Source organism: Streptomyces camelliae (assembly GCF_027625935.1).
GTDB lineage: Bacteria > Actinomycetota > Actinomycetes > Streptomycetales > Streptomycetaceae > Streptomyces > Streptomyces camelliae.
Window position 1 is genome coordinate 3,208,326 of the sequence record NZ_CP115300.1, and the last position, 25,195, is coordinate 3,233,520.

Consider the following 25,195-nt stretch of genomic DNA (forward strand, 5'->3'; position numbering starts at 1 on the left):
CCCGATCCCTACCTCGCGCTACGCCCGGTACCCCCCAGTAGGTACGCTGCCATCCATGCGTGCACTTCTCGTGGTCAATCCGGCGGCTACCACCACAAGCGCACGCAGGCGTGACGTCCTGATCCACGCGCTGGCGAGCGAGATGAAGCTGGACGCGGTCACCACCCAGTACCGCGGCCACGCGCGCGACCTCGGCCGGCAGGCGGCGGACAGCGACGACATCGACCTCGTGGTGGCCCTCGGCGGCGACGGCACGGTCAACGAGGTCGTCAACGGCCTGCTGCACGCCGGCCCCGACCTCGACCGCCTGCCCGGCTTCGCCGTGGTGCCCGGCGGCTCCACGAACGTGTTCGCCCGCGCCCTGGGCCTGCCCAACGACCCCGTCGAGGCCACCGGCGCCCTGCTGGACGCGCTGCGCGAGGGCCGGGAGCGGGTGGTCGGGCTCGGGCTGACCTCGGGCACACCGGGCACCGAGGACGAGGCGGTCCCGGACCGCTGGTTCACCTTCAACGCGGGACTGGGCTTCGACGCGGGCGTGGTCGGCCGGGTCGAGCAGCAGCGCGAGCGCGGCAAGACGTCGACGCACGGGCTCTACGTCCGTCAGGTGATCCGGCAGTTCCTCGGCGAGCCGAACCGCCGGCACGGCGCGATCACGCTCGAACGGCCCGGCGAGGACCCGGTCGCCGATCTTGTCCTCGCCATAGTCTCGAACACGGCCCCGTGGACGTATCTCGGCAATCGCCCCATGTACACATCACCTAAGGCCTCGTTCGATACCGGCCTGGACGTGCTCGGTCTCAGCCGCCTGTCGACGGCCGCAGTTGCCCGATATGGAACACAGTTGCTCACTTCGTCCCCCGAGCGCGGCCCCCATGGCAGGCATGCCCACGCACTGCACGATCTGGACCAGTTCACCTTGCATTCGAAGGCTCCCCTGCCCCTGCAGATGGACGGCGACCACCTCGGACTGCGTACGAGCGTGACGTTCACAGGTGTACGCCGCGCACTGCGTGTGATTGTGTGAGCGGAACCGGCAAAAGTCCTTTCACTCGAACGTTTAGGCCAGGATCCACCCCATGGAAGTACGGCTGTGACCCAGTCGACACCGAGGAATCAAAAAAAACTTTCCGGAAGGGGTTGTATCCGTCGCTGAGGTTTGCGAGTCTCTACGTGGCGATCGGGACGGCCCGCAACACCAGCCTCCACTGATCACCGGAACCCCTCTTCAACCACAGGACCACGCCGGGGAAGACTCGGCGGTCGGCCCTTCACTTGTTGAGGGATTCGTGAAAGCGTTCACATTCACAAGCAACTTGCACGTAATACCAAGGAGAGGTAGCAGCCATGGACTGGCGTCACAACGCCGTTTGCCGCGAGGAAGACCCCGAGCTCTTCTTCCCCATCGGCAACACCGGTCCTGCGCTGCTGCAGATCGAGGAAGCCAAGGCCGTCTGCCGTCGCTGCCCGGTGATCGAGCAGTGTCTGCAGTGGGCGCTTGAGTCCGGCCAGGACTCCGGCGTCTGGGGTGGTCTCAGCGAGGACGAGCGCCGCGCCATGAAGCGCCGCGCCGCTCGCAACCGGGCTCGTCAGGCCTCCGCCTGACATACCCACCCCTGCTGACAGCCTGAGCTTGGCGGCGCGTGCACCACGTACGCATCTCCCGCCCCCGAGCCGCAGCGCGCAGTATCCCCCGATGCCGCTAGCGATATAGCAGAGCAGCAACGAGCACGAGCCTCGGACCCATGGCGGTCCGGGGCTTTTTGCTGTGCGCGTTCACTTCTGGGCCCGCACCGGGATGTCGAGGATCACCCGGGTGCCCCGCTCCGGCGCCGGAACCATGTCGAAGGATCCGCCCAACTCGCCCTCCACCAGGGTCCGTACGATCTGCAGGCCGAGGTTGCCCGAGCGGTGCGGGTCGAAGCCCTCGGGCAGGCCGACGCCGTCGTCCTGGACCGTGACGAGGAGGCGGGCCTCCTTCGTCGTACCGCCGCGGACCGCGGAGACCTCGACCGTGCCGGTGTCACCCTCGCGGAAGCCGTGCTCCAGCGCGTTCTGCAGGACCTCGGTGAGCACCATGGACAGCGGGGTGGCGACCTCGGCGTCGAGGATCCCGAAGCATCCGGTGCGCCGGCCGGTCACCTTGCCCGGCGAGATCTCGGCGACCATCGCCAGCACCCGGTCGGCGATGTCGTCGAACTCCACGCGCTCGTCCAGGTTCTGAGACAGCGTCTCGTGCACGATCGCGATCGAGCCGACCCTGCGCACGGCCTCCTCCAGGGCCTCCCGGCCGCGCTCGGACTCGATGCGCCGGGCCTGGAGGCGCAGCAGGGCGGCGACGGTCTGGAGGTTGTTCTTCACCCGGTGGTGGATCTCCCGGATGGTGGCGTCCTTGGTGATCAACTCGCGCTCACGGCGGCGCAGTTCGGTGACGTCCCGGCACAGCACCAGCGAGCCGATCCGGGTGCCCTTGGGCTTGAGCGGGATCGCCCGGAACTGGATGACCCCGTCGTTGGCCTCGATCTCGAACTCGCGCGGGGCCCAGCCGCTCGCGAGCTTGACGAGCGCCTCGTCCACCGGGCCCCGGGTCGGGGCGAGTTCGGCGGTGGTCTGGCCCAGGTGGTGGCCGACCAGGTCGGCGGCGAGGCCGAGGCGGTGGTAGGCGGACAGGGCGTTCGGGGAGGCGTACTGGACGATGCCGTCCGCGTCGAGCCGGATCAGTCCGTCGCCGACCCGCGGCGAGGCGTCCATGTCGACCTGCTGGTCCGGGAAGGGGAACGATCCTGCCGCGATCATCTGCGCGAGGTCCGAGGCGCTCTGGAGATAGGTCAGCTCCAGCCGGCTCGGGGTGCGGACGGTCAGCAGGTTGGTGTTGCGGGCGATCACGCCGAGGACGCGGCCCTCACGTCGTACAGGGATGGACTCGACCCGTACGGGGACCTCCTCACGCCACTCCGGGTCGCCCTCGCGGACAATCCGGCCCTCGTCCAGGGCCGCGTCCAGCATGGGCCGGCGGCCGCGCGGGACGAGGTGGCCGACCATGTCGTCCTGGTAGGAGGTGGGGCCGGTGTTCGGGCGCATCTGGGCGACCGAGACGTACCGGGTGCCGTCGCGGGTGGGGACCCACAGGACCAGGTCGGCGAAGGAGAGGTCGGAGAGCAGCTGCCACTCCGAGACCAGCAGGTGGAGCCACTCAAGGTCGGAGTCGTCGAGAGCGGTGTGCTGGCGGACCAGTTCGTTCATGGAGGGCACGTCTGCGAGCGTACCCGCACGTTTGAACGCGGCCGAAAAACACCCGCGGGCCGCGGCGCCTGGAAGGGACCCTCAACCCTCCCGGCACCGCAGCCCGGAGCATCATCGGCCGCGGGGTGTGCGGTCCCGGTCGGCCGAAGGTCGAGGAGCCGGGGCAGTCAGGGCAGAGAGCTCCGGTTCCTCGATCCGCCTTCCTGTGCGGGGAAGACGGAGGCTTGTGCGTTCCTGTGGAATTGTGGACTAGACCACAAGGATGTGTCCATGGTCTTGTCGGCATGCACCAAGACCGCGTGCGCGACCGATGGCACTCGATGCCACGCAGCCTAGCCCGCCGGGCTCAGTCTTGGGGCCAGATGGACAGGGCAATTTCCGCGAGCGCCTCCAGTTCCGCCCGGCTCGCTCCGTCGCGCGCCTGCTGGGACATGCCCTGGATCATCGCGCCGGTGTGCCGGGCGAGTGCGGCGGCGTCGGTGCCGGCCGGAAGCAGTCCCGCCGTGACGTCCGCCCGGATCCGGGAGGCCAGGGCGGTGATGTTGCTGTTGCGCTGCTCGCGCAGCAGTTGCTCCACCTCGGGACTGGTGCAGTTGGTGGCGGCATGGACGACCAGGCAGCCATAGGGGTGGGCGGGGTCGGTGTACTCGGCGGCGGCCTCGCGCAGCATGCGGCCGACGGCCGCGCGGGCGGTGGGCTCCTCGGCGAGGGCGCGGTCGGTGAAGGCACCGTGCGTGGCGCCGTAGACCTGGACGACCTCCTCGAACAAGGTCCGTTTGTCACCGAAGGCCGCGTACAGACTGGGGGCTCCGATCCCCATGATCCGGGTGAGGTCCGAGACCGAGGTGGCCTCGTAGCCGTGCTCCCAGAAGGCCATGAGGGCCTTCTCCAGAGCCGTGGCCCGATCGAAGGAGCGCGGCCGGCCGCGACCCTTCGGCGCCCTGACCTGCTCTTCCGCCTGCCCATGTCCCACCATGGAGTGCATTTTATAGCGCCCCCTAGAGAAATGACTCCGCCGTGTTGTACGGTCTTTCTGTATCGACCGCTAGACAAATCTGGAGGGCGGCAGACATGGGTGTGCTCACGGGGAAGACGGCGCTGGTCACCGGGGCGAGCCGGGGCATCGGGCGGGGCATCGCCGAGCGGCTGGGGCGGGACGGGGCCCGGGTCGCGGTGCACTACGGAAGCAATGAGGCGGCCGCCAAGGAGACGGTCGCGGCCGTCGAGGCGGCCGGCGGCTCGGCGTTCGCGATCAGGGCGGAGCTGGGCACACCGGGGGACGCGGCGCGGCTGTGGGAGGAGTTCGACCGCCATGCGGACGGCCTGGACATCCTCGTGCACAACGCCGGCATCGGCACCGCGCACCCGTTCGCGGAGATCGGCGAGGAGGAGTACGACCGCCTCTTCGCGGTGAACGTGAAGGCGCCGTTCTTCCTCACCCGGCTCGGGGCGGACCGGCTGCGGGACGGCGGGCGGGTGGTGAACATATCGTCGGGGCTCGCACGGACCGCCGCGATGCCCCCGTTGATGGCCTACTCGATGACGAAGGCCGCGCTGGACGTCTTCACCCGGGACCTGTCCAAGCTGCTCGGCCCGCGCGGGATCACGGTGAACTCGGTGGCGCCCGGCATCGTGGACACCGACGTCAACGCCGAGTGGCTGCGCGCGAGCGACGAGGCATGGCAGCAGGCGGCCGATTACTCGCCGCTGGGCCGGGTGGGCACACCGTCGGACATCGCCGACGTGGTGGCCTTCCTGGTCTCGGCGGACGGCCGCTGGGTGACGGGCCACTGGCTGGACGCGTCGGGAGGCTCCCTCACCTGACCGTTCCGCCCGGGCTTCCCCGTCCGTTCCCCTTCTCTTCCCCTCTCCCTCCCCCTCTCTTCTCGCGCTCGCAAACGCCGGTTCTGTTAGATTGGTCTAAACCACATAGACGCCCAGAGACCACTCCAGAACGGCAGGCCCAGCGTGGAAGTTGTCATCGTTCCGGACGCCGCGGCGGGCGGCGAGCTGATCGCCGAGGCCATGGCCCAGCTGCTGCGGCGCAAGCCCGACGCCCTGCTCGGCGTGGCCACCGGCTCCACCCCGCTGCCCGTCTACCAGGCACTGGCCGCGAAGGTGCGCGCCGGCGCCGTGGACACCTCGCGGGCCCGGATCGCCCAGCTCGACGAGTACGTGGGGCTGCCCGCCGAGCACCCCGAGTCCTACCGCTCGGTGCTGCACCGCGAGGTGCTCCAGCCGCTCGGCATCACCCTGGACGCCTTCCTCGGCCCCGACGGCACCGCCCAGGACATCCAGGCCGCGTGCGAGGCCTACGACCGCGCCCTGGCCGAGGCCGGCGGGGTGGACCTCCAGCTGCTGGGCATCGGCACCGACGGGCACATCGGCTTCAACGAGCCGTGCTCCTCACTCACCTCGCGCACCCGGATCAAGACCCTCACCGAGCAGACCCGCATCGACAACGCCCGCTTCTTCGACGGCGACATCGAACAGGTCCCCCACCACGTCGTCACCCAGGGCATCGGCACCATCCTGGAAGCCCGCCACCTGGTACTGCTCGCCACCGGCGAGGGCAAGGCCGACGCGGTCGCCGCCACCGTCGAGGGCCCCCTCGCGGCCCTCTGCCCGGCCTCCGCACTCCAGCTGCACCGGCACGCCACCGTCGTCGTGGACGAGGCCGCCGCCACCAAGCTCAAGCTCGCCGACTACTTCCGCCACACCTACACCCACAAGCCCGACTGGCAGGGGATCTAGGTCTCGCGTACGGAGCGCGCGCAAGGGCCGATGGACTAGACCAACATGGGGTGCGACGGTATACAGAGGAGATCGCGGGGCGTGCGCGTGGACTCCGGACACACGAAGCCGTGCCACGATGTGTGCCGTGGCCGATGCCAGGTCGGCCGCTTCGGCATCCGGAGCCGGGAAGGCAGAGCATGAGCACCGACGTCAGCAGTGCGGAGAACGAGGCCGGCACAACCGTCCGTACGGCGCGCGTGCCCAAGTACTACCGCCTGAAGAAGCACCTGCTCGACATGACGGAGACGCAGGCGCCGGGCACGCCGGTCCCGCCCGAGCGCACGCTGGCGGCCGAGTTCGACACCTCCCGGACCACCGTCCGCCAGGCCCTGCAGGAGCTGGTCGTGGAGGGCCGGCTGGAGCGCATCCAGGGCAAGGGCACCTTCGTCGCCAAGCCCAAGGTCTCCCAGGCGCTCCAGCTCACCTCCTACACCGAGGACATGCGTGCCCAGGGTCTGGAGCCGACCTCGCAGCTGCTGGACATCGGGTACATCACGGCCGACGACCGGCTCGCCGAGCTGCTCGACATCACGGCCGGCGGACGCGTGCTGCGCATCGAGCGGCTGCGCATGGCCAACGGCGAGCCGATGGCGATCGAGACCACGCATCTGAGCGCCAAGCGCTTCCCGGCCCTGCGCCGGTCCCTGGTGAAGTACACGTCCCTCTACACCGCGCTCGCCGAGGTCTACGACATCCACCTCGCCGAGGCCGAGGAGACCATCGAGACCTCCCTGGCCACCCCGCGCGAGGCGGGCCTGCTCGGCACCGACGTGGGCCTGCCGATGCTGATGCTCTCCCGCCACTCCCTGGACCGGGAGGGCAAGCCGGTGGAGTGGGTGCGGTCGGTGTACCGGGGAGACCGCTACAAGTTCGTCGCGCGGCTCAAGCGTCCGGCGGAGTAGGAGGCGCCGGTTCCGTGGACGTTCGCTGAATCGATATACCGATATGCGGACGAGGTCTTCCACTGCCGCGACACCGTCACCTAGATTGCCTGCGCATTACACAGGTGATCAGCGAGGGGACGGAGAGCCGTGACATGTCCGAAGCACCTGAAGTGAGACCACCGGTCGTGACACCGGTCCGCGTGATCATCGGGCTGTGCCTCGTCGCGCCCTTCGTGGCGATGCTGTGGGTCGGCTCGTACGCCAAGGCCGACCCCACGTTCATCGGCATCCCGTTCTTCTACTGGTACCAGATGCTCTGGGTGCTGATCTCCACCGCGCTCACCATGACGGCGTACCAGCTGTGGCAGCGGGACCAGCGTGCCCGCGCCGCGCAGAAGGGTGGTGGGGCGAAGTGAAGAACGGGGTCAACGGCGTCGCGCTCGGCGTCTTCATCTTCTTCTTCCTGGCCGTCACGGTCATGGGCTTCCTCGCCGCACGCTGGCGCAGGGCTGAGAACGAGCACTCCCTGGACGAATGGGGCCTGGGCGGACGGTCGTTCGGCACCTGGGTCACCTGGTTCCTGCTCGGCGGCGACCTGTACACGGCGTACACCTTCGTCGCCGTACCGGCGGCGATCTACGCGGCGGGCGCGTCCGGCTTCTTCGCGGTGCCGTACACGATCCTCGTCTATCCGCTGATCTTCACCTTCCTGCCCCGCCTGTGGTCGGTGTCCCACAAGCACGGCTATGTGACGACCTCGGACTTCGTGCGCGGCCGCTTCGGCTCCAAGGGCCTGTCCCTGGCCGTGGCACTGACCGGCATCCTGGCGACGATGCCGTACATCGCGCTCCAGCTCGTCGGCATCCAGGCGGTGCTGGACGTGATGGGCGTCGGCGGGGACAGCAGCAGCAACTGGTTCGTCCGGGACCTGCCGCTGCTCATCGCCTTCGGCGTCCTGGCGGCCTACACCTACTCGTCCGGTCTGCGCGCGCCCGCCCTGATCGCGTTCGTCAAGGACGCCCTGATCTACATCGTCATCGCGGTGGCGATCATCTACATCCCGATCAAGCTGGGCGGCTTCGACGACATCTTCGCCAAGGCCGCGCACGCGTTCAGCCAGGTCAACCCGGCGACGGGCAAGCCGCGCGGCGCGCTCGCGCCCCCGGAGGCGGGCCAGTGGACGTACGCCACGCTGGCACTGGGCTCCGCCCTCGCGCTGTTCATGTACCCACACTCGATCACCGCGACCCTGTCGTCCAAGAGCCGTGACGTGATCCGCCGCAACACCACGATCCTGCCGCTGTACTCCCTCATGCTCGGCCTGCTGGCCCTGCTGGGCTTCATGGCGATCGCGGCCGGAGTGAAGGTCAAGAACGGGCAGCTGGCGATCCCTCAGCTGTTCGAGGACATGTTCCCGTCCTGGTTCGCGGGCGTGGCCTTCGCGGCCATCGGCATCGGCGCGCTGGTCCCGGCGGCCATCATGTCGATCGCGGCGGCGAACCTCTTCACCCGCAACATCTACCGGGACTTCATCAATCCGGACGCCACGCCGAAGCAGGAGGCCCAGGTCTCCAAGTTCGTGTCGCTCCTGGTGAAGGTCGGCGCCCTGGTCTTCGTCCTCACCATGGACAAGACGGTCGCCATCAACTTCCAGCTCCTGGGCGGCATCTGGATCCTGCAGACCTTCCCGGCCCTGGTCGGCGGCCTGTTCACCCGCTGGTTCCACCGCTGGGCCCTGCTCGCCGGCTGGGCGGTCGGCATGATCTACGGCACGTTCGCCGCGTACGGGGTCGCCTCCCCGGCCCAGAAGCACTTCGGCGGCTCGGCGAAGGAGATCCCGGGCATCGGTGAGATCGGCTACATCGGCTTCACCGCGTTCGTGCTCAACGTGGCGGTCACGGTGGTCCTCACCCTCGTCCTGAGGGCCCTGAAGGCCCCCGAGGGCCTGGATGAGACCAGGCCGGAGGACTACACGGCGGACGCGGGCGACCCGGGCGTCCAGACCGAACTGGCCGGCGCCGCACACTGAAGCGCCACAGCCGATCCGCAGCGGGCCGCCGAGGGACGAACCCACGGCGGCCCGTTGACGTACGAACGGCGGCCCGTTGACATACCAACGCGCGGACTGTTGACGTGTGACACAACATCTGGGGGTGCCACGACAGCCCGGCACTAGATGTATGCTCATCCTCGCTGTCGCCGCAGGGGAATCCGGTGCGAATCCGGAACTGTCCCGCAACGGTGTACTTGTGCGCATCCGCACACAGGAGTCAGTCCGAGGACCTGCCGGCAGCACGCGCCCGGCCGTCCGGCCCGGGTGCCTTCCGACGTCCGGGCCTCGTGGAATGGGCCGGTGGACGCGACGCGTGCGCGCTCGTGGCTGCCCCCTGCCCTCCGCAAGGCCCCCGTGCCGAGCGAGGGAGAGCCCCACGTGACCATCGCGCCAGCAGATCCGGCTTCAGTCAGCGGCCTGCACACCGAGGACACCGACGGTCCCGGTACCGCGTTGCTGCGGACCCTGACCGAGCTGACCGCCGACCTCCCCGACGCCGACCCCGGCCGGGTCGCCGCCGCCGCGCTGCGCGGCCGGTCCGCCCGGGCCGACGAGGCGGAGTTGCGCGAACTGGCCACCGAGGCCGCCGCCGGGCTCATCTCCGAGGACCCCGCCTACTCGAAACTGGCCGCCCGGCTGCTGACCCTCTCCATCCGCGCCGAGGCCGCCTCGCAGGGCGTGACCTCCTTCACCGAGTCCGTCGCCGTCGGCCACCGCGAGGGCCTCATCGCCGACCGCACCGCCGAGTTCGCGCGGCTGCACGCGGCCCGCCTCGACGCGCTGGTCGACCCGAACGCCGACGACCGCTTCGGCTACTTCGGCCTGCGCACCCTGCACAGCCGTTACCTCCTTCGGCACCCGATCACCCGCAAGGTCATCGAGACGCCCCAGCACTTCATGCTCCGGGTCGCCGCCGGTCTCGCCGAGGACGACAGCGACCGCTCGGTCGACGAAGTCGCCGCGCTCTACGGGCTCATGAGCCGCCTCGACTACCTGCCCTCCTCCCCCACGCTCTTCAACTCCGGTACGCGGCACCCCCAGATGTCGTCCTGCTACCTCCTCGACTCCCCGCTCGACGAGCTGGACTCCATCTACGACCGCTACCACCAGGTGGCCCGGCTCTCGAAGCACGCCGGCGGTATCGGGCTGTCGTACTCCCGGATCCGCAGCCGGGGTTCGCTGATCCGCGGCACCAACGGGCACTCCAACGGCATCGTGCCGTTCCTGAAGACCCTGGACGCCTCGGTGGCCGCGGTGAACCAGGGCGGCCGGCGCAAGGGTGCCGCGGCCGTCTACCTGGAGACCTGGCACTCCGACATCGAGGAGTTCCTGGAGCTGCGGGACAACACCGGTGAGGACGCCCGCCGTACGCACAACCTGAACCTGGCGCACTGGATCCCGGACGAGTTCATGCGCCGGGTCAACGCCGACGAGCAGTGGTCCCTCTTCTCCCCCGCCGACGTGCCGGAGCTGGTGGACCTGTGGGGCGCGGAGTTCGACGCCGCCTACCGCAAGGCCGAGCAGGCGGGCCTCGCGAAGAAGACCATCCCGGCCCGTGAGCTGTACGGCCGCATGATGCGCACGCTCGCGCAGACCGGCAACGGCTGGATGACCTTCAAGGACGCGGCCAACCGCACCGCCAACCAGACCGCCCTGCCCGGGCACGTGGTCCACTCCTCCAACCTCTGCACGGAGATCCTGGAGGTCACGGACGACGGCGAGACGGCGGTCTGCAACCTGGGGTCCGTGAACCTCGGCGCGTTCGTGAGCGACGGGGACCTCGACTGGCAGCGGCTGGACGAGACCGTCCGCACCGCCGTCACCTTCCTCGACCGGGTCGTGGACATCAACTTCTACCCGACCGAGCAGGCGGGACGGTCGAACGCCAAGTGGCGTCCCGTCGGCCTCGGTGCGATGGGGCTGCAGGACGTCTTCTTCAAGCTGCGCCTGCCCTTCGACTCCGCCGAGGCCAAGGCCCTGTCCACACGGATCGCCGAGCGGATCATGCTCGCCGCGTACGAGGCCTCCGCCGACCTCGCCGAGCGCAGCGGCCCGCTGCCGGCCTGGGAGAAGACCCGTACCGCCCAGGGTGTGCTGCACCCGGACCACTACGACGTCGAGCTGACCTGGCCGGAGCGCTGGGACGCGCTGCGGGGGCGGATCGCCGGCACCGGCCTGCGCAACTCGCTGCTCCTCGCGATCGCGCCGACGGCCACCATCGCCTCCATCGCCGGTGTGTACGAGTGCATCGAGCCGCAGGTGTCGAACCTGTTCAAGCGCGAGACGCTGTCCGGTGAGTTCCTCCAGGTCAACTCGTACCTGGTGCAGGACCTGAAGGACCTCGGCGTGTGGGACGCGCGCACCCGTGAGGCGCTGCGGGACAGCAACGGCTCGGTGCAGGGCTTCGCGTGGATCCCCGAGGAGGTGCGGGCGCTGTACCGCACGGCGTGGGAGATCCCGCAGCGCGGTCTGATCGACATGGCGGCGGCCCGCACCCCGTTCCTGGACCAGGCGCAGTCGCTCAACCTCTTCATGGAGACGCCGACCATCGGCAAGCTCTCCTCGATGTACGCGTACGCCTGGAAGTCGGGCCTGAAGACGACGTACTACCTGCGCTCGCGCCCGGCGACCCGCATCGCCCGTGCCGCCCAGGCGCAGACCAAGACCCCCATCCCCGTCCAGCAGGCCGCCGACCCCGACGCCGTCGCCTGCTCCCTTGAGAACCCCGAGTCCTGCGAGGCCTGCCAGTAATGTCCCGTAACGCCAACCTGCTCGACCCGGGCTTCGAGCTGACCCTGCGCCCCATGCGCTACCCGGACTTCTACGAGCGCTACCGGGACGCGATCAAGAACACCTGGACCGTGGAGGAGGTCGACCTCCACTCGGACGTCGCCGACCTCGCGAAGCTCACGCCGGAGGAGCAGCACCTCATCGGCCGGCTGGTCGCCTTCTTCGCGACGGGTGACTCGATCGTCGCGAACAACCTGGTGCTGACGCTGTACAAGCACATCAACTCCCCCGAGGCGCGGCTCTACCTGAGCCGTCAGCTCTTCGAGGAGGCCGTGCACGTCCAGTTCTATCTGACGCTGCTGGACACCTACCTCCCCGACCCGGAGGACCGGGCGGCGGCCTTCGCGGCCGTCGAGAACATCCCCTCCATCCGCGAGAAGGCCGAGTTCTGCTTCAAGTGGATCAACGAGGTCGAGAAGCTGGACCGGCTGGAGACGAAGGCGGACCGCCGTCGCTTCCTGCTGAACCTCATCTGCTTCGCCGCGTGCATCGAGGGCCTGTTCTTCTACGGCGCGTTCGCCTACGTCTACTGGTTCCGCAGCCGGGGTCTGCTGCACGGCCTCGCCACCGGCACCAACTGGGTGTTCCGGGACGAGACGATGCACATGTCCTTCGCCTTCGACGTGGTCGACACCGTCCGCAAGGAGGAGCCGGACCTCTTCGACGACGAGCTCCAGCAGCAGGTCACCGACATGCTGCGGGAGGCCGTCGAGGCCGAGCTGCAGTTCGCCCGCGACCTGTGCGGTGACGGGCTGCCGGGCATGAACACCGAGTCGATGCGCCAGTACCTGGAGTGCGTCGCCGACCAGCGGCTCACCCGCCTCGGCTTCGCCCCGGTGTACGGCTCGGAGAACCCGTTCTCCTTCATGGAGCTGCAGGGCGTGCAGGAGCTGACGAACTTCTTCGAGCGCCGGCCGTCGGCGTACCAGGTCGCGGTCGAGGGCACCGTCGACCTGGACGAGGACTTCTGAGTCTCCCGGCACCACCTGCCGGCGCGCGTTCGGTGGCCAGGCGGCCGCACGAGCGCGCGCCGGTATCCGGCGGATCCCTCCCGGACTACCAGGGCATCGGCCGCAGCAGCAGGTCGTGCGGGCGGAGCGTGATGCCCACGCGGGTGGTGTCGTTCGACCCCGTGGCCTGCTCGAAGCGGTACTTCGCCGAGATCGCCGCCGTGATCAGGGTCAGCTGGGTCATGGAGAAGTGGTCGCTGGGGCACTTGCGGTTGCCGTTGCTGAAGGGGCTCATGGCGTACTTCGGCACCTCCTTGGCCCGCTCCGGCAGCCACCGGTCCGGGTCGAAGTCGAGGTTGCGGTCGTAGGAGCGGGCGTCGCGCTGGATCGCGTACGGGCTGTAGACGATGTCCGCCCCGGCCGGAATGCGATAGCCGCCGAGTGATGTTTCGGTCACCGCGCGCCGCGTCAATATCCATACGGCGGGCCGCAAGCGCATGGCCTCCGTGACGACATTGTTGGTGTGCGTCAGTGAGCGAACGTGCTCGAATGCGACGGGTTGGCCGCCGGTCACGGATTCGACCTCGACCCGTACCCGCTCGGCGTGTTCCGGGTGTTCGGCGAGGACTTGGAGCAGCCACATGATCGTGGAGGCCACCGTTTCGCTGCCCGGGGTGAGTATCGCGACGACCTGGTCGTGGATCTCCTGTTCCCCGATGGGGTCGCCATTCTCGTCCTTCGCTTCCAGCAATGCCGTCAGCAAATCGTTCGGCTTTTGACCAGATGCCCTCCGCTCGGCGACGATCTCGTCGACGAGGAGGTGCAAATCGGCCAGGGCCCGGTTGAATTCGCGGTTGGCCGGAAACGGCAGCCGGTACAGCGGTCCGAGCGGGACGACCATCCTGCGGTACATCCCCCGGAAGACGGTGGCGAGGTCGACGCTGAGCCGCTCGGCGCGCTCGTCCATGTACTCGCCGCGCAGCAGGCAGCGGGCGGCGATGCGGACGGCGATGCGGAAGGACTCCGAGGTGCACTCGACGGTCTCGCCGGGTTTCCAGCGCTCGGTCAGCGCGTGCGCCTCCTCCTCCATGATCGGCCCGTAGTGGGGGATCGCGTCCATCCGGAACGCGGGCTGGATGGTGCGCCGCTGGCGGCGGTGCCGGGGGCCGTTGGCGGTGGCCACACCCTCCTTGCCGAGCAGCCCTTCGAGGGACTCCCACAGCGGCCCGTCGATCTTGAAGTCGGGGCTGAGCGCGAGGGCGCCAGTGAGCGCCGGCGTGGTGACGGCGTACACCGTCTTGGGGCCGAGCTTGAGGCGTACGACGTCGCCGTGGTCGCGCAGGCCCGCCATGAAGGTGAGCGGGTCGCGGACCAGTTTCAGGCCGTGCCCGAGACCCGGTACGGCGCCGCCCGCCAGGGGCGGTTCGCGCAGCTCGGTCGTCTCGGAGGCCATGGGCGGTGGGGGTGCCCCCTGTTCGAGCGGAGCCGAGAACTCGGGGGAAGACTCGACGGTCATTTCTCACCTGCCGTTTCGTTCGTGACGTACGGGGGCGTGGACCGGTCGTCCCAGCTGTCGACCATGTACCGGCCGGACTCGTGGTGGAACCAGTAGACGGAGCTGAACCAGTTCCGCATATTGCTGACATTGGCCCGCAGCGCGGTGCTCAGTTTCTTTCCGCGAGTGCTTCCGTCGGCGATTGCGTCGGCGAATCGCAGGGCTTCCCGCTCGGCCTCCAGGAAATCCTGGATGCATGTCTCGACGCGCCGCCTCACCTCGTCCACGGCTTCTTCCAGAGTCAGCCCCTCATGGGTGATGAGACTGATTCCGAGATTGTGGACCTCGTCGCCCGCTATTTCCTTGGGAAGGGAGCACAGATCGTTGTACCAGGCGGCGAATTCCTGAGTCAGCAATGCGGCCCGGCGATAGGCCGGATTCTCCCGCACGGCATCGGGGAGTTCGCACCCGGCGCTGGGTTCGAGCAGGTCCGTCCATATCCAGTGGGCGAAGGTGTGCCGGCGCAGGGCGAGGTATTCCTCGACGCCGGGTATGTATCCCTGGGTGCGATTGCGGAATTCACGGTCGTAGGCCTCGATCACCGCATGGAAGTGCCGGGCGAACCGCTGGTTCCAGGTGCGCGGCAGGAAGCCGTACAGCCGCAGCACGCTGTCCGCGAACCCCGCGACCAGCGGGTCCGGGTGGCGCAGATGATGCCTGGGCGCATCGAGGGCCGCGTGCAGGCGGTTCCTCAGCCGCCGCCAGTCGCCCGCCCGGCCGTGGACGATGTCGCGGTCGTGGCGGTCGTCCCAGATGAAGAACCATGCGCTGTAGTCGGCGATGGCTTGCAGGACCTCGTCGGGGGCGTTGACGTAGAAGCCCGCCATCAGGTCGGTGTAGCAAAGTCCGTCGGCATATTCCTGCACCTTGCCCTCGGGCATGAGCTGCTTTTCCAGGACCCAGAGGCGTGTTGTCTCCTGGAGCTGCGGCCAATACGGGTGCAGTTGCCGGGGAAAGGCGGACTCGATCACCGGGAGTGCCAGTGAGGGTGGTACTACGACCGCCGTCGGCGTCGCTGTGGTGCTGTGTAGGAAAGCTTGCACGAACAAACCCCTCTCAGCCGCCAGGAGCACACACCCCTCCCGCTGTGCCGGGCGTGCGCCGTTGCGTATCCCCGCCCTCCCATTCAGCACTACAACTGACCGCTCTGGGAACGGATTTGCGCCTTTCACTACCTCAAGGTGCCGAGAATCCCCCCTTGCGTGACTGATTAGGGATCACTACAGAGCCTGAAGCGATCGGTTGTACGACGCACGGATGAGCGAGAGAGCCCATGCGAAGGGCGCCCGACCGGGAGTGATCCCGATCGGGCGCCCCATCGGCCCTGTGGTGGCTAGTCGTTGGCGACCACCGGGTACCGTGGCTCGTTCTCGTCCATCTGCCGCAGCGCGTCCTTACGGTCCCGCTTGGACAGCCGGTCGATGTACAGGTAGCCGTAGAGGTGGTCGGTCTCGTGCTGCAAACAGCGTGCGAAGTAGCCGGTGCCGCGGACCTTGACCGGGTTGCCCCGCTCGTCCTGGCCGGTCACCTCGGCGTAGTCGGGACGCGCGAGCGGCGCGTAGGCCCCGGGCACGGACAGGCAGCCCTCGTTGCTGTCGTCCAGCCGGCGCCGGTCGGCCGCCAGGTCGACCAGCTTCGGGTTGCACACCACGCCGACGTGCCGCTTGCCCTCGTCGTCCTGGCAGTCGTAGACGAACACCTTCAGGTCGACGCCGATCTGGTTGGCGGCCAGGCCCACGCCCTCGGCGGTGCGCTGGCTGGCGAACATGTCGGCGACCAGCTGCTGAAGCTCCTCGCCGAACTCGGTGACGTCCTTGCACTCCTTGTGCAGCACCGGGTTGCCGACGACCGTGATCGGCCGCGAGGTGCCGCGCTCACGCCAGGCCTTCTCGCGCTCCTCGCAGTCCTCCGTGTCGACGACGTACCCCTCGTCATCGACGGGGAGCACGCCCGCGTGCTGCTGATCGGTGTCCTGCTGGGCCATGACCGACGTACGCCTTCCTGCAACCTTGGAAAAGTCCCGAGCCAAAAAGTCTCGGGTACAGCCTAAAGGCGGCCGGTCACCGTCGGCTCAGCAAACCTCTTCCAGGTCCCGCCAGTCCCGCGAGTCCGGACTGTCCGCGACCCAGCCGTCCAGCAGCCCACGGACCAGCGAAGCCGGCGCGGCCACCCCGCACTCCCGCTCCGGCACCCACAGCTGCCCGTCCGTGCGGTGCCCCAGCGGCCCGGGATGCCCCGGCTCGCTGTGATCGTGCGGGTCCAGATGCACCCCGTCCCCCTCGTCGGAGGGCATACGCGACTCGGAGCACATCCGGCACAGCAGCCGCACCGAGGACGACCAGTCCTCCGCGGCGAACCCGGCGTCGGCGGCGAGCTGCTCCAGCGCGTCCCGGTCCGCCTCCGTGGCCGCCTCCAGCAGGACCACCCAGGTCGGCACGGGTGAGGGCGCCCACAGCTCGATCTCGTCGAAGACCGGGTAGGCATGGCCGGCGGACGTCGTGCGCTCGCCGTGCGGGACACCGTCGTGCAGCACGACCTCGCCCCAGCGTCGCCCGGACGAGGGAAGCGGGATGGACAGCACCTCGATCCGCGCGGGGTCGAGCCTGCGGCCCCAGACGACCTCGGCCTCGCCCTCCGGGGAGAGCCGTACGGCCGCGCTGCCCAGCTCCATGCCGACCGGTTCGCCGGAGGCGGCGGCGCCTGCCCCGGGCTTCGGCCGGGAGGCGCCCCCGGGCACCTTCAGGCCGTACGCCTGCCAGGCGCGGCGGGCCAGCGGCCAGTCCTGCAGGGCGGTGGCGGCGATGCCGACGTTCCACCAGTCGGGCGCCCCGGTCTCCCGGTCGAGCAGGGCGACGGCGCGCAGTCCGGCCGCGCGGGCCTGCTCCCAGTCGTGCCGGAACTTGTGCAGCAGGGCGAGGTTGAACCAGGACTCCGACAGCCAGGGCTCCAGATCGGCGGCCCGTGTCAGCAACTCGCCCGCGTCCTCGTAGCGGCCGTCGCCGATGAGCGTGAACGCGCGATCGGTGGCCTGCCGCCAGGAGGCGGAGGGCCGGTGCCGTCCCTTGCCGAAGATCCTCACGATTCCCGCCTGCCAGTTCCAGTTCCACAATGGGCTGGCTTGTGCCCCCGGACACCCTCTCCCTCGCATCCAACCACGTGCGGTGGGGAAGGCGCTCATTACCCATGGGTTACCCAGCCGGGCGCGGGGTCAGACAGTGCCGTGCGTCTCCCCTCGCCCCGCACCGGCGCGGCCTCCCGCCAGCCGCGCGGCCGAGCCAGCACCCGGGCGAGGGACTCGACGACCTCGGGGGCGTAGTCCCCGGCGGTGGCGAGCCGCAGCTCCTCCAGGGCCCGCAGGGGGCCCTCGGGGCCTGCGTCCCGGGTCAGCTCCTCGTAGGCGTTCACGGCCCGGACGATCCGCGCGGCGACGGGCTGCTCCCGGCACGGGTCGGCCTGCCGCTCGACCACGACGGCGACCGCCGCGTCCACCCCGGTCTGCCGTACGACGGCTCCGCCGAGCAGCGCGATCCGCCGCTGCTGCGCGGCGGGCAGCGAGGCGGTGGCGCCGGCCGGGACCGGGTCGACCAGGCTGAGCTGGCCGATGTCGTGCATGAGGGCCGCGTACTCCAGAACGGTCAGCTCACCTCCGGCGAGGCCCATATCGCGGCCGACGGCGAGACTGAGCGCGGCGACCCGGCGGGCGTGGCCCACGGGGGTGTACCCGGCTATCTCGGTGGCGCGGGCCAGGGAGGCGATGGTCTGCCGGTAGGTGGCGCGCACGGCCGCGTACCGGCGGACGGAGAGCTGGGTGAGCAGCAGGGGCAGGCAGAACACGGGCAGCGCCCACAGTCCGACGACGGCGACGGCGAGCGCCATCACGGCGCCGGTCGCGCCGACGGCGGAGCCGATGCCGAGCAGCCCGCGCAGTTCCTCGCGCAGGCGCGGGGCGAACGGCCAGTGGGTGCGGGCGTGCGCGAGGGCGGCGGCGAGGACGGCGTCGCACAGTCCGGTGAGGCCGAGCAGGGCGATGAGGAGCAGGGCGTAGGCGGAGCCTTCCCAGGAGGCGAACAGGCCCTCGTTGTAGAGGGGTTGGAAACAGACAGCGGTGAAGCCGACGGTGAGGACGCGGCGGGCGAGGTGGTCGAGGGTGGGGGTGCGGCCGGACCAGATGTGCGGGACGGCACCGAGTACGGCGGCGGCGAGGGCGACGGTGACGACCTGGGCGGCGTGATGGTGGGTGGGCCGCCCGGCGTCGGCGCCGAGCAGGGCGTAGGCCAGCGAGCCGGCGGCGGCGAGCGGCGCGGCCTGGCGTGCCTCGGCGTCGGTCCACCGGGTCAGCTCGCCGACGGCTATGAGCACCCCGAAGGCGAGCGCGATCCCGCGGTCGGCGAGGCCGGTCCCCAGGGTGACGGCGAGGCAGCCGGCCGCGGTGAGCGCGGCGGCGCCGTGGATCACCCGCAGCGCGGTCACCGGGGCGTCCCGGTACCGGGGACCGGCCGGACCGGCTCCTGGGGTGCCGTCCTGTGCGCCGGGGCGGGTGCCGCCGTGTACGCCGGGTCGTCGTGCCCTGGTCCGCCGTGCGGCTGCTCGCCGGGTGGAGATTCGCCGTATCCCGGTTCGCCGGCCGCCGGTTCGCCGGGCTCCTGCCCGCCGGGCACCTGCTCGGCTGACCTCGGTCCGCCAGGCGCCGATTCACCGGGCGCCGGATCGTCGGCTCCGTCGGCTCCCTCGGCTCTGTTCCCCGCGTCGGCTTCGTCGGCGGTGACCGTGGGATGCCAGCCCTGGCGGCGCAGGGCGCGGCCCAGTGCGCCGACCATCCGGGGGTCGAACTGGGCGCCCGCGCAGCGCTCCAGCTCGGCGAGGGCCGTCTCGACCGGGCGGGCCCTGCTGTAGGAGCGGGTGGAGGTCATCGCGTCGAAGGCGTCGGCGACGGCGACGACCCGGGCGCACTCGGGGATCCGGTCGCCGGCCAGGCCGTACGGGTAGCCGCTGCCGTCGAGGCGTTCGTGGTGGTGCAGGATCGCCGTGCGGGCCTCGCCGAGGAAGGAGATCCCGCGGACCATCTCATGGCCGTACTCGGGGTGCAGTTCGATGATCCGGCGTTCCTCGGGGGTCAGCGGGCCGTCCTTGCGCAGCAGCCGGGTGGGGACGCCGAGCTTGCCGACGTCGTGCAGGATGCCGGCGAAGCGGAGCACCTCGACGCGGTCGTCGTCCATGCCGAGTTCGCGGGCGATCAGGACGGAGGCCTGGCCGACGCGTTCGCTGTGGCCGCGGGTGTAGCCGTCCTTGAGGTCGACGGCCTGGACGAGGGCGCGGATGGTGGCCTGGTGGGCGGCGCGCTGCCGGTGGTATTGGGCGAAGACCCACCAGGAGACGTACATCGGCAGCAGCACGAGCAGCGCGGCGACCGGGCCGTACGGGCTGCGCCACAGCACGGCCATCATCAGCCCGGCGAGTCCGTGCACGGCGACCGGCGCGAGCGTGCGGGACAGCAGCCCGCGCCAGGCCCGGCGCACCGGCACGCGCTCGGCAACGGCCAGGATGCCGCCGTCGAGGCCGGTGAGGATCAGGCAGAAGGCGAGGACCGCCGCGCCGGCGGGCAGCAGGGCGTAGGGGAAGTCGGAGCCGACGACGGCGTCGCGGCCGCCGAGCGTCCAGTGCACCGTGGCGGCGCCCCACACGGCGAGCGCGGGCTGCGCGGCCCGCCACACCCGCCGGAGCGGGGCGGTCCGCTGCTCGACCGGGCAGAGCAGGGCGGCCGGCACCGGGACGAGCGCGGCGGCCGGCGGGGGCAGCAGGAACGCGCCGGCGAGCAGAACGGGATGGAAGGTGCCGCCGAAGCGGCGCCGTACGACGTACTCGCAGACGGCGTAGAGCGCGGAGAGCAGGGCCAGCGCCCACCAGGGGGTCTGTATCGCCGGCAGCGGCAGCAGGCAGAGCAGCGCCAGCACGGCGACGGCGGCCACATAGCCGCGTGCTCTCGCCGGAACCGCCTCCATCGCGCCCCTCCCCGACCATGCCCTGCCCCGGCTGGGAGCCTAGGGCGGGAATGCCGGGGTACGGGGCTTATGACCTGAGGATTAGCACGTTCGGGTGATACGACCCGGCGCTCAGGTGTCCTGCGGGGCGGCGGTGGCGTCGCGTTCCGGCAGGGGGTGGCCGGAGCGGATCAGGTCGATCCGCCCCATGACCTTGGCACGCAGGTCGGCGGGCACGTCGTCATGGCCGCAGCACCGCTTGACCAGCTTCTTCACGGCCTGCTCCAGGCCGTACTTCTCCAGGCACGGGGAGCATTCCTCGAAGTGGTGCTGGAACTTGTCGCGATCGACGTCCGGCATCTCGCTGTCGAGGAACTCGTAGAGGTGATCGAGGACCTCGCGGCAATCCGTCTCGTGCGGGTCTCCGCAGCTCATGAGCCCGAGCCTTTCGCTTCGTTCGACTCTCCGGCGCCCGCCGGGACCAGCCCCCGCTCACGGGCGTAGTCCTCCAGCATGCCGCGCAGCTGACGGCGGCCCCGGTGCAGCCGGGACATCACCGTACCGATGGGTGTCCCCATGATGTCCGCGATCTCCTTGTACGCAAAGCCCTCGACGTCCGCGAGATAGACGGCGATGCGGAACTCCTCGGGGATCGCCTGCAGCGCTTCCTTCACGTCCGAGTCGGGCAGGTGGTCGAGCGCCTGCGACTCGGCGGAGCGCAGACCCGTCGACATGTGCGACTCGGCGCGGGCCAGCTGCCAGTCCTCGATCTCCTCCGCGGCGGAGCGCTGGGGCTCGCGCTGCTTCTTGCGGTAGGAGTTGATGAACGTGTTGGTGAGGATCCGGTACAGCCACGCCTTGAGGTTGGTGCCCTCGCGGAACTGGTGGAAGGACCCGTAGGCCTTGGCGTACGTCTCCTGCACCAGGTCCTCGGCGTCGGCCGGGTTGCGTGTCATGCGCAGTGCGGCCGAGTACATCTGGTCGAGGTATTCGAGCGCGTCCCGCTCGAAGCGCGCGCTGCGCTCCGCGGTGGACTCGGAGTTCGTCCCCGCGCTCGTGCCCCGGCCCTCGGGCTGCTCCGCCTGGCCGTTGTCGGTCCCTGCGTCGGTACCGGTGACCGGACCCACCTCCTCAAGATCCCGGGCGGGACCGAGTCCGGTCCCACTCGTTTCGGAGGATAGAACACGACCCGTACCTGCCGCCGCTCGAATAGGAGCGGTCTTCGCCGCGTGCAGCACCGTCCAGTCCAGGTCAGTACTGCTGCTGCGGGCCGGGCAGATGGTCGAACCCATGCGGCGGACTCCCTCTCCTACGACGTCTTCGGTGCCGAGGCCTCAGCACTTCTGTCCGCCACAACAGCGGTCCGTCACACAACATTCCCGGGCGTCATCCGAGTGACGCGATCCACTCCACGACCCCCTCGGTGATGATCTCCAGGGCCCGCTCCTGGGTGACCTCGGCGCGCCCCGGGATCGCGAACCCGTGATCGCCGTACGGCACCTCGATCAGTCCGTACGAGCCCTCGGGGAACTCGTCCGGTTTCCCGAAGGGGTCGTTGCCGCCCTGGACGACGAGCGTGGGCACCCGGGTCCCGAGCAGTTCCTCGGCGCGGGACTTCTCCGGCTTGCCCGGCGGGTGCAGGGGGAAGCCGAGCGCGAGCACGGCGTACGCGCCCAGCTCGGCCGCCGTACGGCAGGCGACCCGCGCCCCGGCGCTGCGTCCGCCGGAGATCACCGGCAGCTCCATCCCGGACAGCGCGGGCCAGATCCCGCGCCAGCCGGTGTCCAGGGTCTTCGGTGCGGGCGCGACCTTCTTGCCCGCGACCCGCCAGGGCTGCTCGACCAGCGCCACGCTCACCCCGTGCGCGGGGAGGGCCTGCGCGAGTGCCTGGAGGTCCCGCGCCTCGATGCCGCCGCCGACGCCATGGCCGAGGGCGAGCACGAACTGGGGTTTCATCGCCGTGCGCCAGGTGATGCGTGCGGTCCCGGCGTCGGTCTCGACAATCTCGATCACGCTAGAAGAGTGTGCCCTCTTCCGGGGCCGGCAGCTCCTTCAGCAGCTCCGCGCCGTTGTTGCGGACGTTGCTGACGGCCGTGGAGACGGGGTAGGCGCGCATCAGGCCGGGCGGGGGCGGGGCGAGCAGCTCGCGCAGGGCCTCGGGGTCGGTGCGGGCGGGGTCGAGCCAGGCGTCCCAGCGGTCCCGGGTGAGCATCAGCGGCATCCGGGGGTGGATCTCGGCGAGGGAGCCCGGTCCCTGTGCCGGGGCGACGGCCAGCGGGGTCTGCTCGGCCTCCGTGGTGATCACCGAGCAGGTGGCCCACCAGGCCTGGGGGTGGTCGTCGGGCAGGGTCCGGTCGCGCCAGAACTCGTACAGCCCGGCCATCGCGAAGACCGAGCCGTCGGCGGGCAGCACGAAGTACGGCTGCTTGCGGGGCCGCTTCTTCTTGCCCTCGACCTCCAGCTCCCGCTCCTGGGTGCCGGTGACCCACTCGTAGTAGCCGTCGGCCGGGATGATGCAGCGGCGGGCGGCGAAGGCGCGGCGGTAGGCGGGCTTCTCGTGCACGGTCTCCGCGCGCGCGTTGATCATCCGGGCACCGCCCTCGGGCGTCTTGGCCCAGGACGGCACCAGCCCCCACTTCAGCTTGCGCAGCTGGCGAACCGGACGTGGTGAGTCCGCGTCTTTCAGGGGACGGTCGAGGACGGCGTAGACCTCCTTGGTCGGAGCCACGTTGTAGTCCGGCTCCAGGGTCTCCTCGGGCTCCCACTTCTCGATCTCAAAGATTCCTGCGAGATCCTCGGGCCTACGACTCGATGCATACCGTCCGCACATACACGTCACACTGCCAGACTCCGGACCAGTACAGGGAGCCACTCGGACATATGGACAGCCTCGCCGCCCTCGCGCTGCCCGACCTCTGGGACCGGCTCACCGGCACCCAGCCCGACCCCGCCCTGTGGGTGGTGATCGTCACGCTGGCGGCCGCGCTCGCCGTCGTCGTCCCGCACGCGGCGTGGCGGATATCCCGCAACGCCGTCACCATCGCGCACGAGGGCGGCCACGGCCTGATCGCCCTGCTCACCGGCCGGCAGCTCACGGGCATCCGGCTGCACTCCGACACCAGCGGCCTCACGGTCAGCCGGGGCAAGCCGTACGGGCTGGGCATGATCCTGACGGCGGCGGCCGGGTACACGGCCCCCTCGCTGCTGGGGCTCGGCGGGGCCGCGCTGCTGGTGGCGGGCCGGATCACGCTGCTGCTCTGGGTGGCGACGGCCCTGCTGGTGGTGATGCTGGTGATGATCAGGAACGCGTACGGCGTGCTCACCGTGGTCCTGGCCGGCGGCGCCTTCCTGCTGGTGTCCTGGCTGACCGGCCCCCAGGTGCAGGCCGCCTTCGCGTACGCGGTGGTGTGGTTCCTGCTGCTCGGCGGGGTACGGCCGCCCTTCGAGCTCCAGTCGAAGCGCTCCCGGGGAGGCGCCGGCGACTCGGACGCGGACCAGCTGTCCCGGCTGACACACGTCCCGGCGGGGCTGTGGCTGTTCCTGTTCCACGCGGTGTCGGTCTGCTCGCTGATCGGTGGCGGGCGCTGGCTGCTGGAAGGTTGACGGCCGACCCTGCTTATACAGTGGGCCCATGGCCCCGAACACCGCCCTTCCCGCACTCTGGCCCGCCCCGCACGCGAGCGGAGCCGTCGACGCGACGGTCCACGTGCCGGGGTCCAAGTCGGTCACCAACCGCGCCCTGGTCCTCGCCGCCCTGGCCTCCGAGCCGGGCTGGCTGCGCCGCCCGCTGCGCTCCCGCGACACCCTGTTGATGGCCGGTGCCCTGCGGGCCATGGGCATCGAGATCGAGGAAGGGGTCGGCCCCGAGGGCACCGGCGAGGCCTGGCGGGTGCTGCCCACCGGCCTGCGCGGCCCGGCCACGGTGGACGTCGGCAACGCCGGCACGGTGATGCGCTTCCTGCCCCCGGTCGCCGCGCTGGCCGACGGCCCGATCCGGTTCGACGGCGACCCGCGGTCGTACGAGCGTCCCCTGAACGGCGTGATCGACGCGCTGCGCGTCCTCGGCGCCCGGATCGACGACGACGGCCGGGGCGCGCTGCCGCTGACCGTGCACGGCAGCGGGGCGCTGGACGGCGGCCCGGTGTCGATCGACGCCTCCTCGTCCTCCCAGTTCGTGTCGGCCCTCCTGCTGTCCGGCCCGCGCTTCAACCAGGGCGTCGAGGTCCGCCACACCGGCGCGACCCTGCCCTCCATGCCGCACATCCGGATGACCGTCGACATGCTGCGCGCGGTCGGCGCCCAGGTGGACACCCCGGAGTCGGGCGGCGAGCCGAACGTGTGGCGGGTGACGCCGGGCGCGCTGCTCGGCCGGGACCTGACGATCGAGCCGGACCTGTCCAACGCCCAGCCGTTCCTGGCGGCGGCGCTGGTGACCGGCGGCAAGGTGGTGATCCCGGACTGGCCGGAGCGGACCACGCAGCCCGGCGACCGGCTGCGGGAGATCTTCACCGAGATGGGCGGCTCCTGTGAACTCACCGACTACGGGCTGGTGTTCACCGGTTCGGGTGTCATCCACGGGATCGATGTGGACCTCGGCGACGTCGGCGAGCTGACCCCCGGCATCGCGGCCGTGGCCGCCCTCGCCGACTCCCCCTCCACCCTGCGCGGTGTGGCCCATCTGCGGCTGCACGAGACCGACCGGCTGGCCGCGCTCACCAAGGAGATCAACGAGCTCGGCGGTGACGTCACGGAGACCGCCGACGGCCTGCACATCCGCCCGCGCCCGCTGCACGGCGGGACCTTCCACACCTACGAGGACCACCGCATGGCGACCGCCGGCGCGATCCTCGGCCTCGCGGCCGAGGGCGTGCTCATCGAGAACGTGGCGACGACGGCCAAGACCCTGCCGGACTTCCCCGAGCTGTGGACCGGGATGCTCGGGCAGTAGG

General features: G+C 70.4%; 23 protein-coding genes and 1 riboswitch. Of the genes, 11 read left to right on the forward strand and 12 right to left on the reverse strand.

Annotated elements, in window-relative coordinates:
* The first annotated feature begins 55 nt into the window (after positions 1 to 55).
* Together O1G22_RS14430 and O1G22_RS14435 are read left to right on the forward strand one after the other, a co-directional pair.
* The gene (locus tag O1G22_RS14430) at positions 56 to 1,024 is read left to right on the forward strand and encodes a diacylglycerol/lipid kinase family protein (RefSeq protein WP_270081728.1); all 969 of its coding nucleotides are present in this window, start codon (positions 56 to 58) and stop codon (positions 1,022 to 1,024) included.
* Positions 1,025 to 1,344: 320 nt separating this feature from the next.
* Positions 1,345 to 1,602 carry a WhiB family transcriptional regulator gene (locus O1G22_RS14435; protein WP_003992873.1) on the forward strand — a complete coding sequence of 86 codons (258 nt, stop codon included), beginning with the start codon at positions 1,345 to 1,347 and terminating at the stop codon, positions 1,600 to 1,602.
* Positions 1,603 to 1,773: 171 nt separating this feature from the next.
* On the opposite strand, the gene O1G22_RS14440 is transcribed toward O1G22_RS14435, so the two are convergent.
* Together O1G22_RS14440 and O1G22_RS14445 are read right to left on the reverse strand one after the other, a co-directional pair.
* Positions 1,774 to 3,249 (reverse strand): sensor histidine kinase, encoded by a 1,476-nt coding sequence (locus tag O1G22_RS14440; RefSeq protein WP_225101924.1) that lies wholly within the window; start codon positions 3,247 to 3,249, stop codon positions 1,774 to 1,776.
* Between the two features lie 337 nt (positions 3,250 to 3,586).
* Positions 3,587 to 4,225, reverse strand: a complete 639-nt coding sequence (locus O1G22_RS14445; RefSeq protein WP_428986360.1) for a TetR/AcrR family transcriptional regulator — start codon at positions 4,223 to 4,225, stop codon at positions 3,587 to 3,589.
* A gap of 86 nt (positions 4,226 to 4,311) precedes the next feature.
* Between O1G22_RS14445 and O1G22_RS14450 the strand changes: the two genes are divergently transcribed.
* The 7 genes from O1G22_RS14450 (at position 4,312) to O1G22_RS14480 (ending at position 12,734) form a co-directional block, all read left to right on the forward strand.
* Positions 4,312 to 5,064, forward strand: coding sequence for an SDR family oxidoreductase (locus O1G22_RS14450; RefSeq protein WP_270081730.1), 753 nt, complete (start codon positions 4,312 to 4,314; stop codon positions 5,062 to 5,064).
* Between the two features lie 144 nt (positions 5,065 to 5,208).
* Positions 5,209 to 5,994: a glucosamine-6-phosphate deaminase gene (gene nagB / locus O1G22_RS14455; protein ID WP_270081731.1), complete on the forward strand. Its 786-nt coding sequence runs from the start codon at positions 5,209 to 5,211 to the stop codon at positions 5,992 to 5,994.
* A gap of 179 nt (positions 5,995 to 6,173) precedes the next feature.
* Complete coding sequence (locus tag O1G22_RS14460; RefSeq protein ID WP_225098454.1) at positions 6,174 to 6,938, forward strand: GntR family transcriptional regulator; 765 nt, start codon at positions 6,174 to 6,176, stop codon at positions 6,936 to 6,938.
* A gap of 134 nt (positions 6,939 to 7,072) precedes the next feature.
* Positions 7,073 to 7,336 carry a DUF3311 domain-containing protein gene (locus tag O1G22_RS14465; protein WP_270081732.1) on the forward strand — a complete coding sequence of 88 codons (264 nt, stop codon included), beginning with the start codon at positions 7,073 to 7,075 and terminating at the stop codon, positions 7,334 to 7,336.
* Positions 7,333 to 8,949 (forward strand): monocarboxylate uptake permease MctP, encoded by a 1,617-nt coding sequence (mctP, locus tag O1G22_RS14470; protein ID WP_270081733.1) that lies wholly within the window; start codon positions 7,333 to 7,335, stop codon positions 8,947 to 8,949. The genes O1G22_RS14465 and mctP overlap by 4 nt, the downstream gene beginning before the upstream one ends.
* Positions 8,950 to 9,100: 151 nt before the next feature.
* Positions 9,101 to 9,225: riboswitch (cobalamin riboswitch) on the forward strand.
* A 126-nt stretch (positions 9,226 to 9,351) separates the two neighbouring features.
* Positions 9,352 to 11,724, forward strand: coding sequence for a ribonucleoside-diphosphate reductase subunit alpha (locus tag O1G22_RS14475; protein ID WP_270081734.1), 2,373 nt, complete (start codon positions 9,352 to 9,354; stop codon positions 11,722 to 11,724).
* On the forward strand, positions 11,724 to 12,734 hold the full coding sequence (locus O1G22_RS14480; RefSeq protein WP_270081735.1) for a ribonucleotide-diphosphate reductase subunit beta: 1,011 nt from the start codon (positions 11,724 to 11,726) through the stop codon (positions 12,732 to 12,734). Before O1G22_RS14475 ends, O1G22_RS14480 begins: the two co-directional genes overlap by 1 nt.
* Positions 12,735 to 12,819: 85 nt before the next feature.
* On the opposite strand, the gene O1G22_RS14485 is transcribed toward O1G22_RS14480, so the two are convergent.
* The 10 genes from O1G22_RS14485 to O1G22_RS14530 form a co-directional block, all read right to left on the reverse strand.
* Positions 12,820 to 14,229 carry a bifunctional albaflavenone monooxygenase/terpene synthase gene (locus O1G22_RS14485; protein WP_428986361.1) on the reverse strand — a complete coding sequence of 470 codons (1,410 nt, stop codon included), beginning with the start codon at positions 14,227 to 14,229 and terminating at the stop codon, positions 12,820 to 12,822.
* On the reverse strand, positions 14,226 to 15,311 hold the full coding sequence (cyc1, locus tag O1G22_RS14490) for an epi-isozizaene synthase (RefSeq protein ID WP_270086416.1): 1,086 nt from the start codon (positions 15,309 to 15,311) through the stop codon (positions 14,226 to 14,228). Before cyc1 ends, O1G22_RS14485 begins: the two co-directional genes overlap by 4 nt.
* A gap of 290 nt (positions 15,312 to 15,601) precedes the next feature.
* Positions 15,602 to 16,252, reverse strand: a complete 651-nt coding sequence (gene def, locus O1G22_RS14495) for a peptide deformylase (protein WP_270081736.1) — start codon at positions 16,250 to 16,252, stop codon at positions 15,602 to 15,604.
* An 87-nt stretch (positions 16,253 to 16,339) separates the two neighbouring features.
* On the reverse strand, positions 16,340 to 17,347 hold the full coding sequence (locus O1G22_RS14500; RefSeq protein ID WP_225098461.1) for a tetratricopeptide repeat protein: 1,008 nt from the start codon (positions 17,345 to 17,347) through the stop codon (positions 16,340 to 16,342).
* A 98-nt stretch (positions 17,348 to 17,445) separates the two neighbouring features.
* Positions 17,446 to 18,738 (reverse strand): HD-GYP domain-containing protein, encoded by a 1,293-nt coding sequence (locus O1G22_RS14505; protein WP_270081737.1) that lies wholly within the window; start codon positions 18,736 to 18,738, stop codon positions 17,446 to 17,448.
* Positions 18,735 to 20,267, reverse strand: a complete 1,533-nt coding sequence (locus O1G22_RS14510; protein WP_270081738.1) for an HD domain-containing phosphohydrolase — start codon at positions 20,265 to 20,267, stop codon at positions 18,735 to 18,737. Before O1G22_RS14510 ends, O1G22_RS14505 begins: the two co-directional genes overlap by 4 nt.
* Positions 20,268 to 20,378: 111 nt before the next feature.
* The gene (rsrA, locus tag O1G22_RS14515; RefSeq protein ID WP_270081739.1) at positions 20,379 to 20,681 is read right to left on the reverse strand and encodes a mycothiol system anti-sigma-R factor; all 303 of its coding nucleotides are present in this window, start codon (positions 20,679 to 20,681) and stop codon (positions 20,379 to 20,381) included.
* Entirely contained in the window at positions 20,678 to 21,373 is a 696-nt protein-coding gene (sigR, locus tag O1G22_RS14520; protein WP_225098464.1) for an RNA polymerase sigma factor SigR, read from the reverse strand. Before sigR ends, rsrA begins: the two co-directional genes overlap by 4 nt.
* Before the next feature lie 259 nt (positions 21,374 to 21,632).
* Entirely contained in the window at positions 21,633 to 22,202 is a 570-nt protein-coding gene (locus tag O1G22_RS14525; protein WP_428986487.1) for an alpha/beta hydrolase family protein, read from the reverse strand.
* Between the two features lie 58 nt (positions 22,203 to 22,260).
* Positions 22,261 to 23,076, reverse strand: a complete 816-nt coding sequence (locus tag O1G22_RS14530; RefSeq protein ID WP_270081741.1) for an SOS response-associated peptidase — start codon at positions 23,074 to 23,076, stop codon at positions 22,261 to 22,263.
* A gap of 50 nt (positions 23,077 to 23,126) precedes the next feature.
* Between O1G22_RS14530 and O1G22_RS14535 the strand changes: the two genes are divergently transcribed.
* Positions 23,127 to 23,849 (forward strand): M50 family metallopeptidase, encoded by a 723-nt coding sequence (locus tag O1G22_RS14535; RefSeq protein ID WP_270081742.1) that lies wholly within the window; start codon positions 23,127 to 23,129, stop codon positions 23,847 to 23,849.
* 28 nt (positions 23,850 to 23,877) lie between these two features.
* Positions 23,878 to 25,194, forward strand: coding sequence for a 3-phosphoshikimate 1-carboxyvinyltransferase (gene aroA, locus O1G22_RS14540; protein ID WP_270081743.1), 1,317 nt, complete (start codon positions 23,878 to 23,880; stop codon positions 25,192 to 25,194).
* Position 25,195 lies beyond the last annotated feature (1 nt).

What these genes read in the sequence shown, in the direction of transcription:
- O1G22_RS14430 (WP_270081728.1), top strand. Translation starts at nt 56, where the DNA reads ATGCGTGCACTTCTCGTGGTCAATCCGGCGGCTACCACCACAAGCGCA.
- O1G22_RS14435 (WP_003992873.1), top strand. Translation starts at nt 1,345, where the DNA reads ATGGACTGGCGTCACAACGCCGTTTGCCGCGAGGAAGACCCCGAGCTC.
- O1G22_RS14445 (WP_428986360.1), bottom strand. Translation starts at nt 4,225, where the DNA reads ATGCACTCCATGGTGGGACATGGGCAGGCGGAAGAGCAGGTCAGGGCG.
- O1G22_RS14450 (WP_270081730.1), top strand. Translation starts at nt 4,312, where the DNA reads ATGGGTGTGCTCACGGGGAAGACGGCGCTGGTCACCGGGGCGAGCCGG.
- O1G22_RS14460 (WP_225098454.1), top strand. Translation starts at nt 6,174, where the DNA reads ATGAGCACCGACGTCAGCAGTGCGGAGAACGAGGCCGGCACAACCGTC.
- O1G22_RS14465 (WP_270081732.1), top strand. Translation starts at nt 7,073, where the DNA reads ATGTCCGAAGCACCTGAAGTGAGACCACCGGTCGTGACACCGGTCCGC.
- O1G22_RS14480 (WP_270081735.1), top strand. Translation starts at nt 11,724, where the DNA reads ATGTCCCGTAACGCCAACCTGCTCGACCCGGGCTTCGAGCTGACCCTG.
- O1G22_RS14485 (WP_428986361.1), bottom strand. Translation starts at nt 14,229, where the DNA reads ATGACCGTCGAGTCTTCCCCCGAGTTCTCGGCTCCGCTCGAACAGGGG.
- def (WP_270081736.1), bottom strand. Translation starts at nt 16,252, where the DNA reads ATGGCCCAGCAGGACACCGATCAGCAGCACGCGGGCGTGCTCCCCGTC.
- O1G22_RS14510 (WP_270081738.1), bottom strand. Translation starts at nt 20,267, where the DNA reads ATGGAGGCGGTTCCGGCGAGAGCACGCGGCTATGTGGCCGCCGTCGCC.
- rsrA (WP_270081739.1), bottom strand. Translation starts at nt 20,681, where the DNA reads ATGAGCTGCGGAGACCCGCACGAGACGGATTGCCGCGAGGTCCTCGAT.
- O1G22_RS14525 (WP_428986487.1), bottom strand. Translation starts at nt 22,202, where the DNA reads ATGAAACCCCAGTTCGTGCTCGCCCTCGGCCATGGCGTCGGCGGCGGC.
- O1G22_RS14530 (WP_270081741.1), bottom strand. Translation starts at nt 23,076, where the DNA reads ATGTGCGGACGGTATGCATCGAGTCGTAGGCCCGAGGATCTCGCAGGA.
- O1G22_RS14535 (WP_270081742.1), top strand. Translation starts at nt 23,127, where the DNA reads ATGGACAGCCTCGCCGCCCTCGCGCTGCCCGACCTCTGGGACCGGCTC.
- aroA (WP_270081743.1), top strand. Translation starts at nt 23,878, where the DNA reads ATGGCCCCGAACACCGCCCTTCCCGCACTCTGGCCCGCCCCGCACGCG.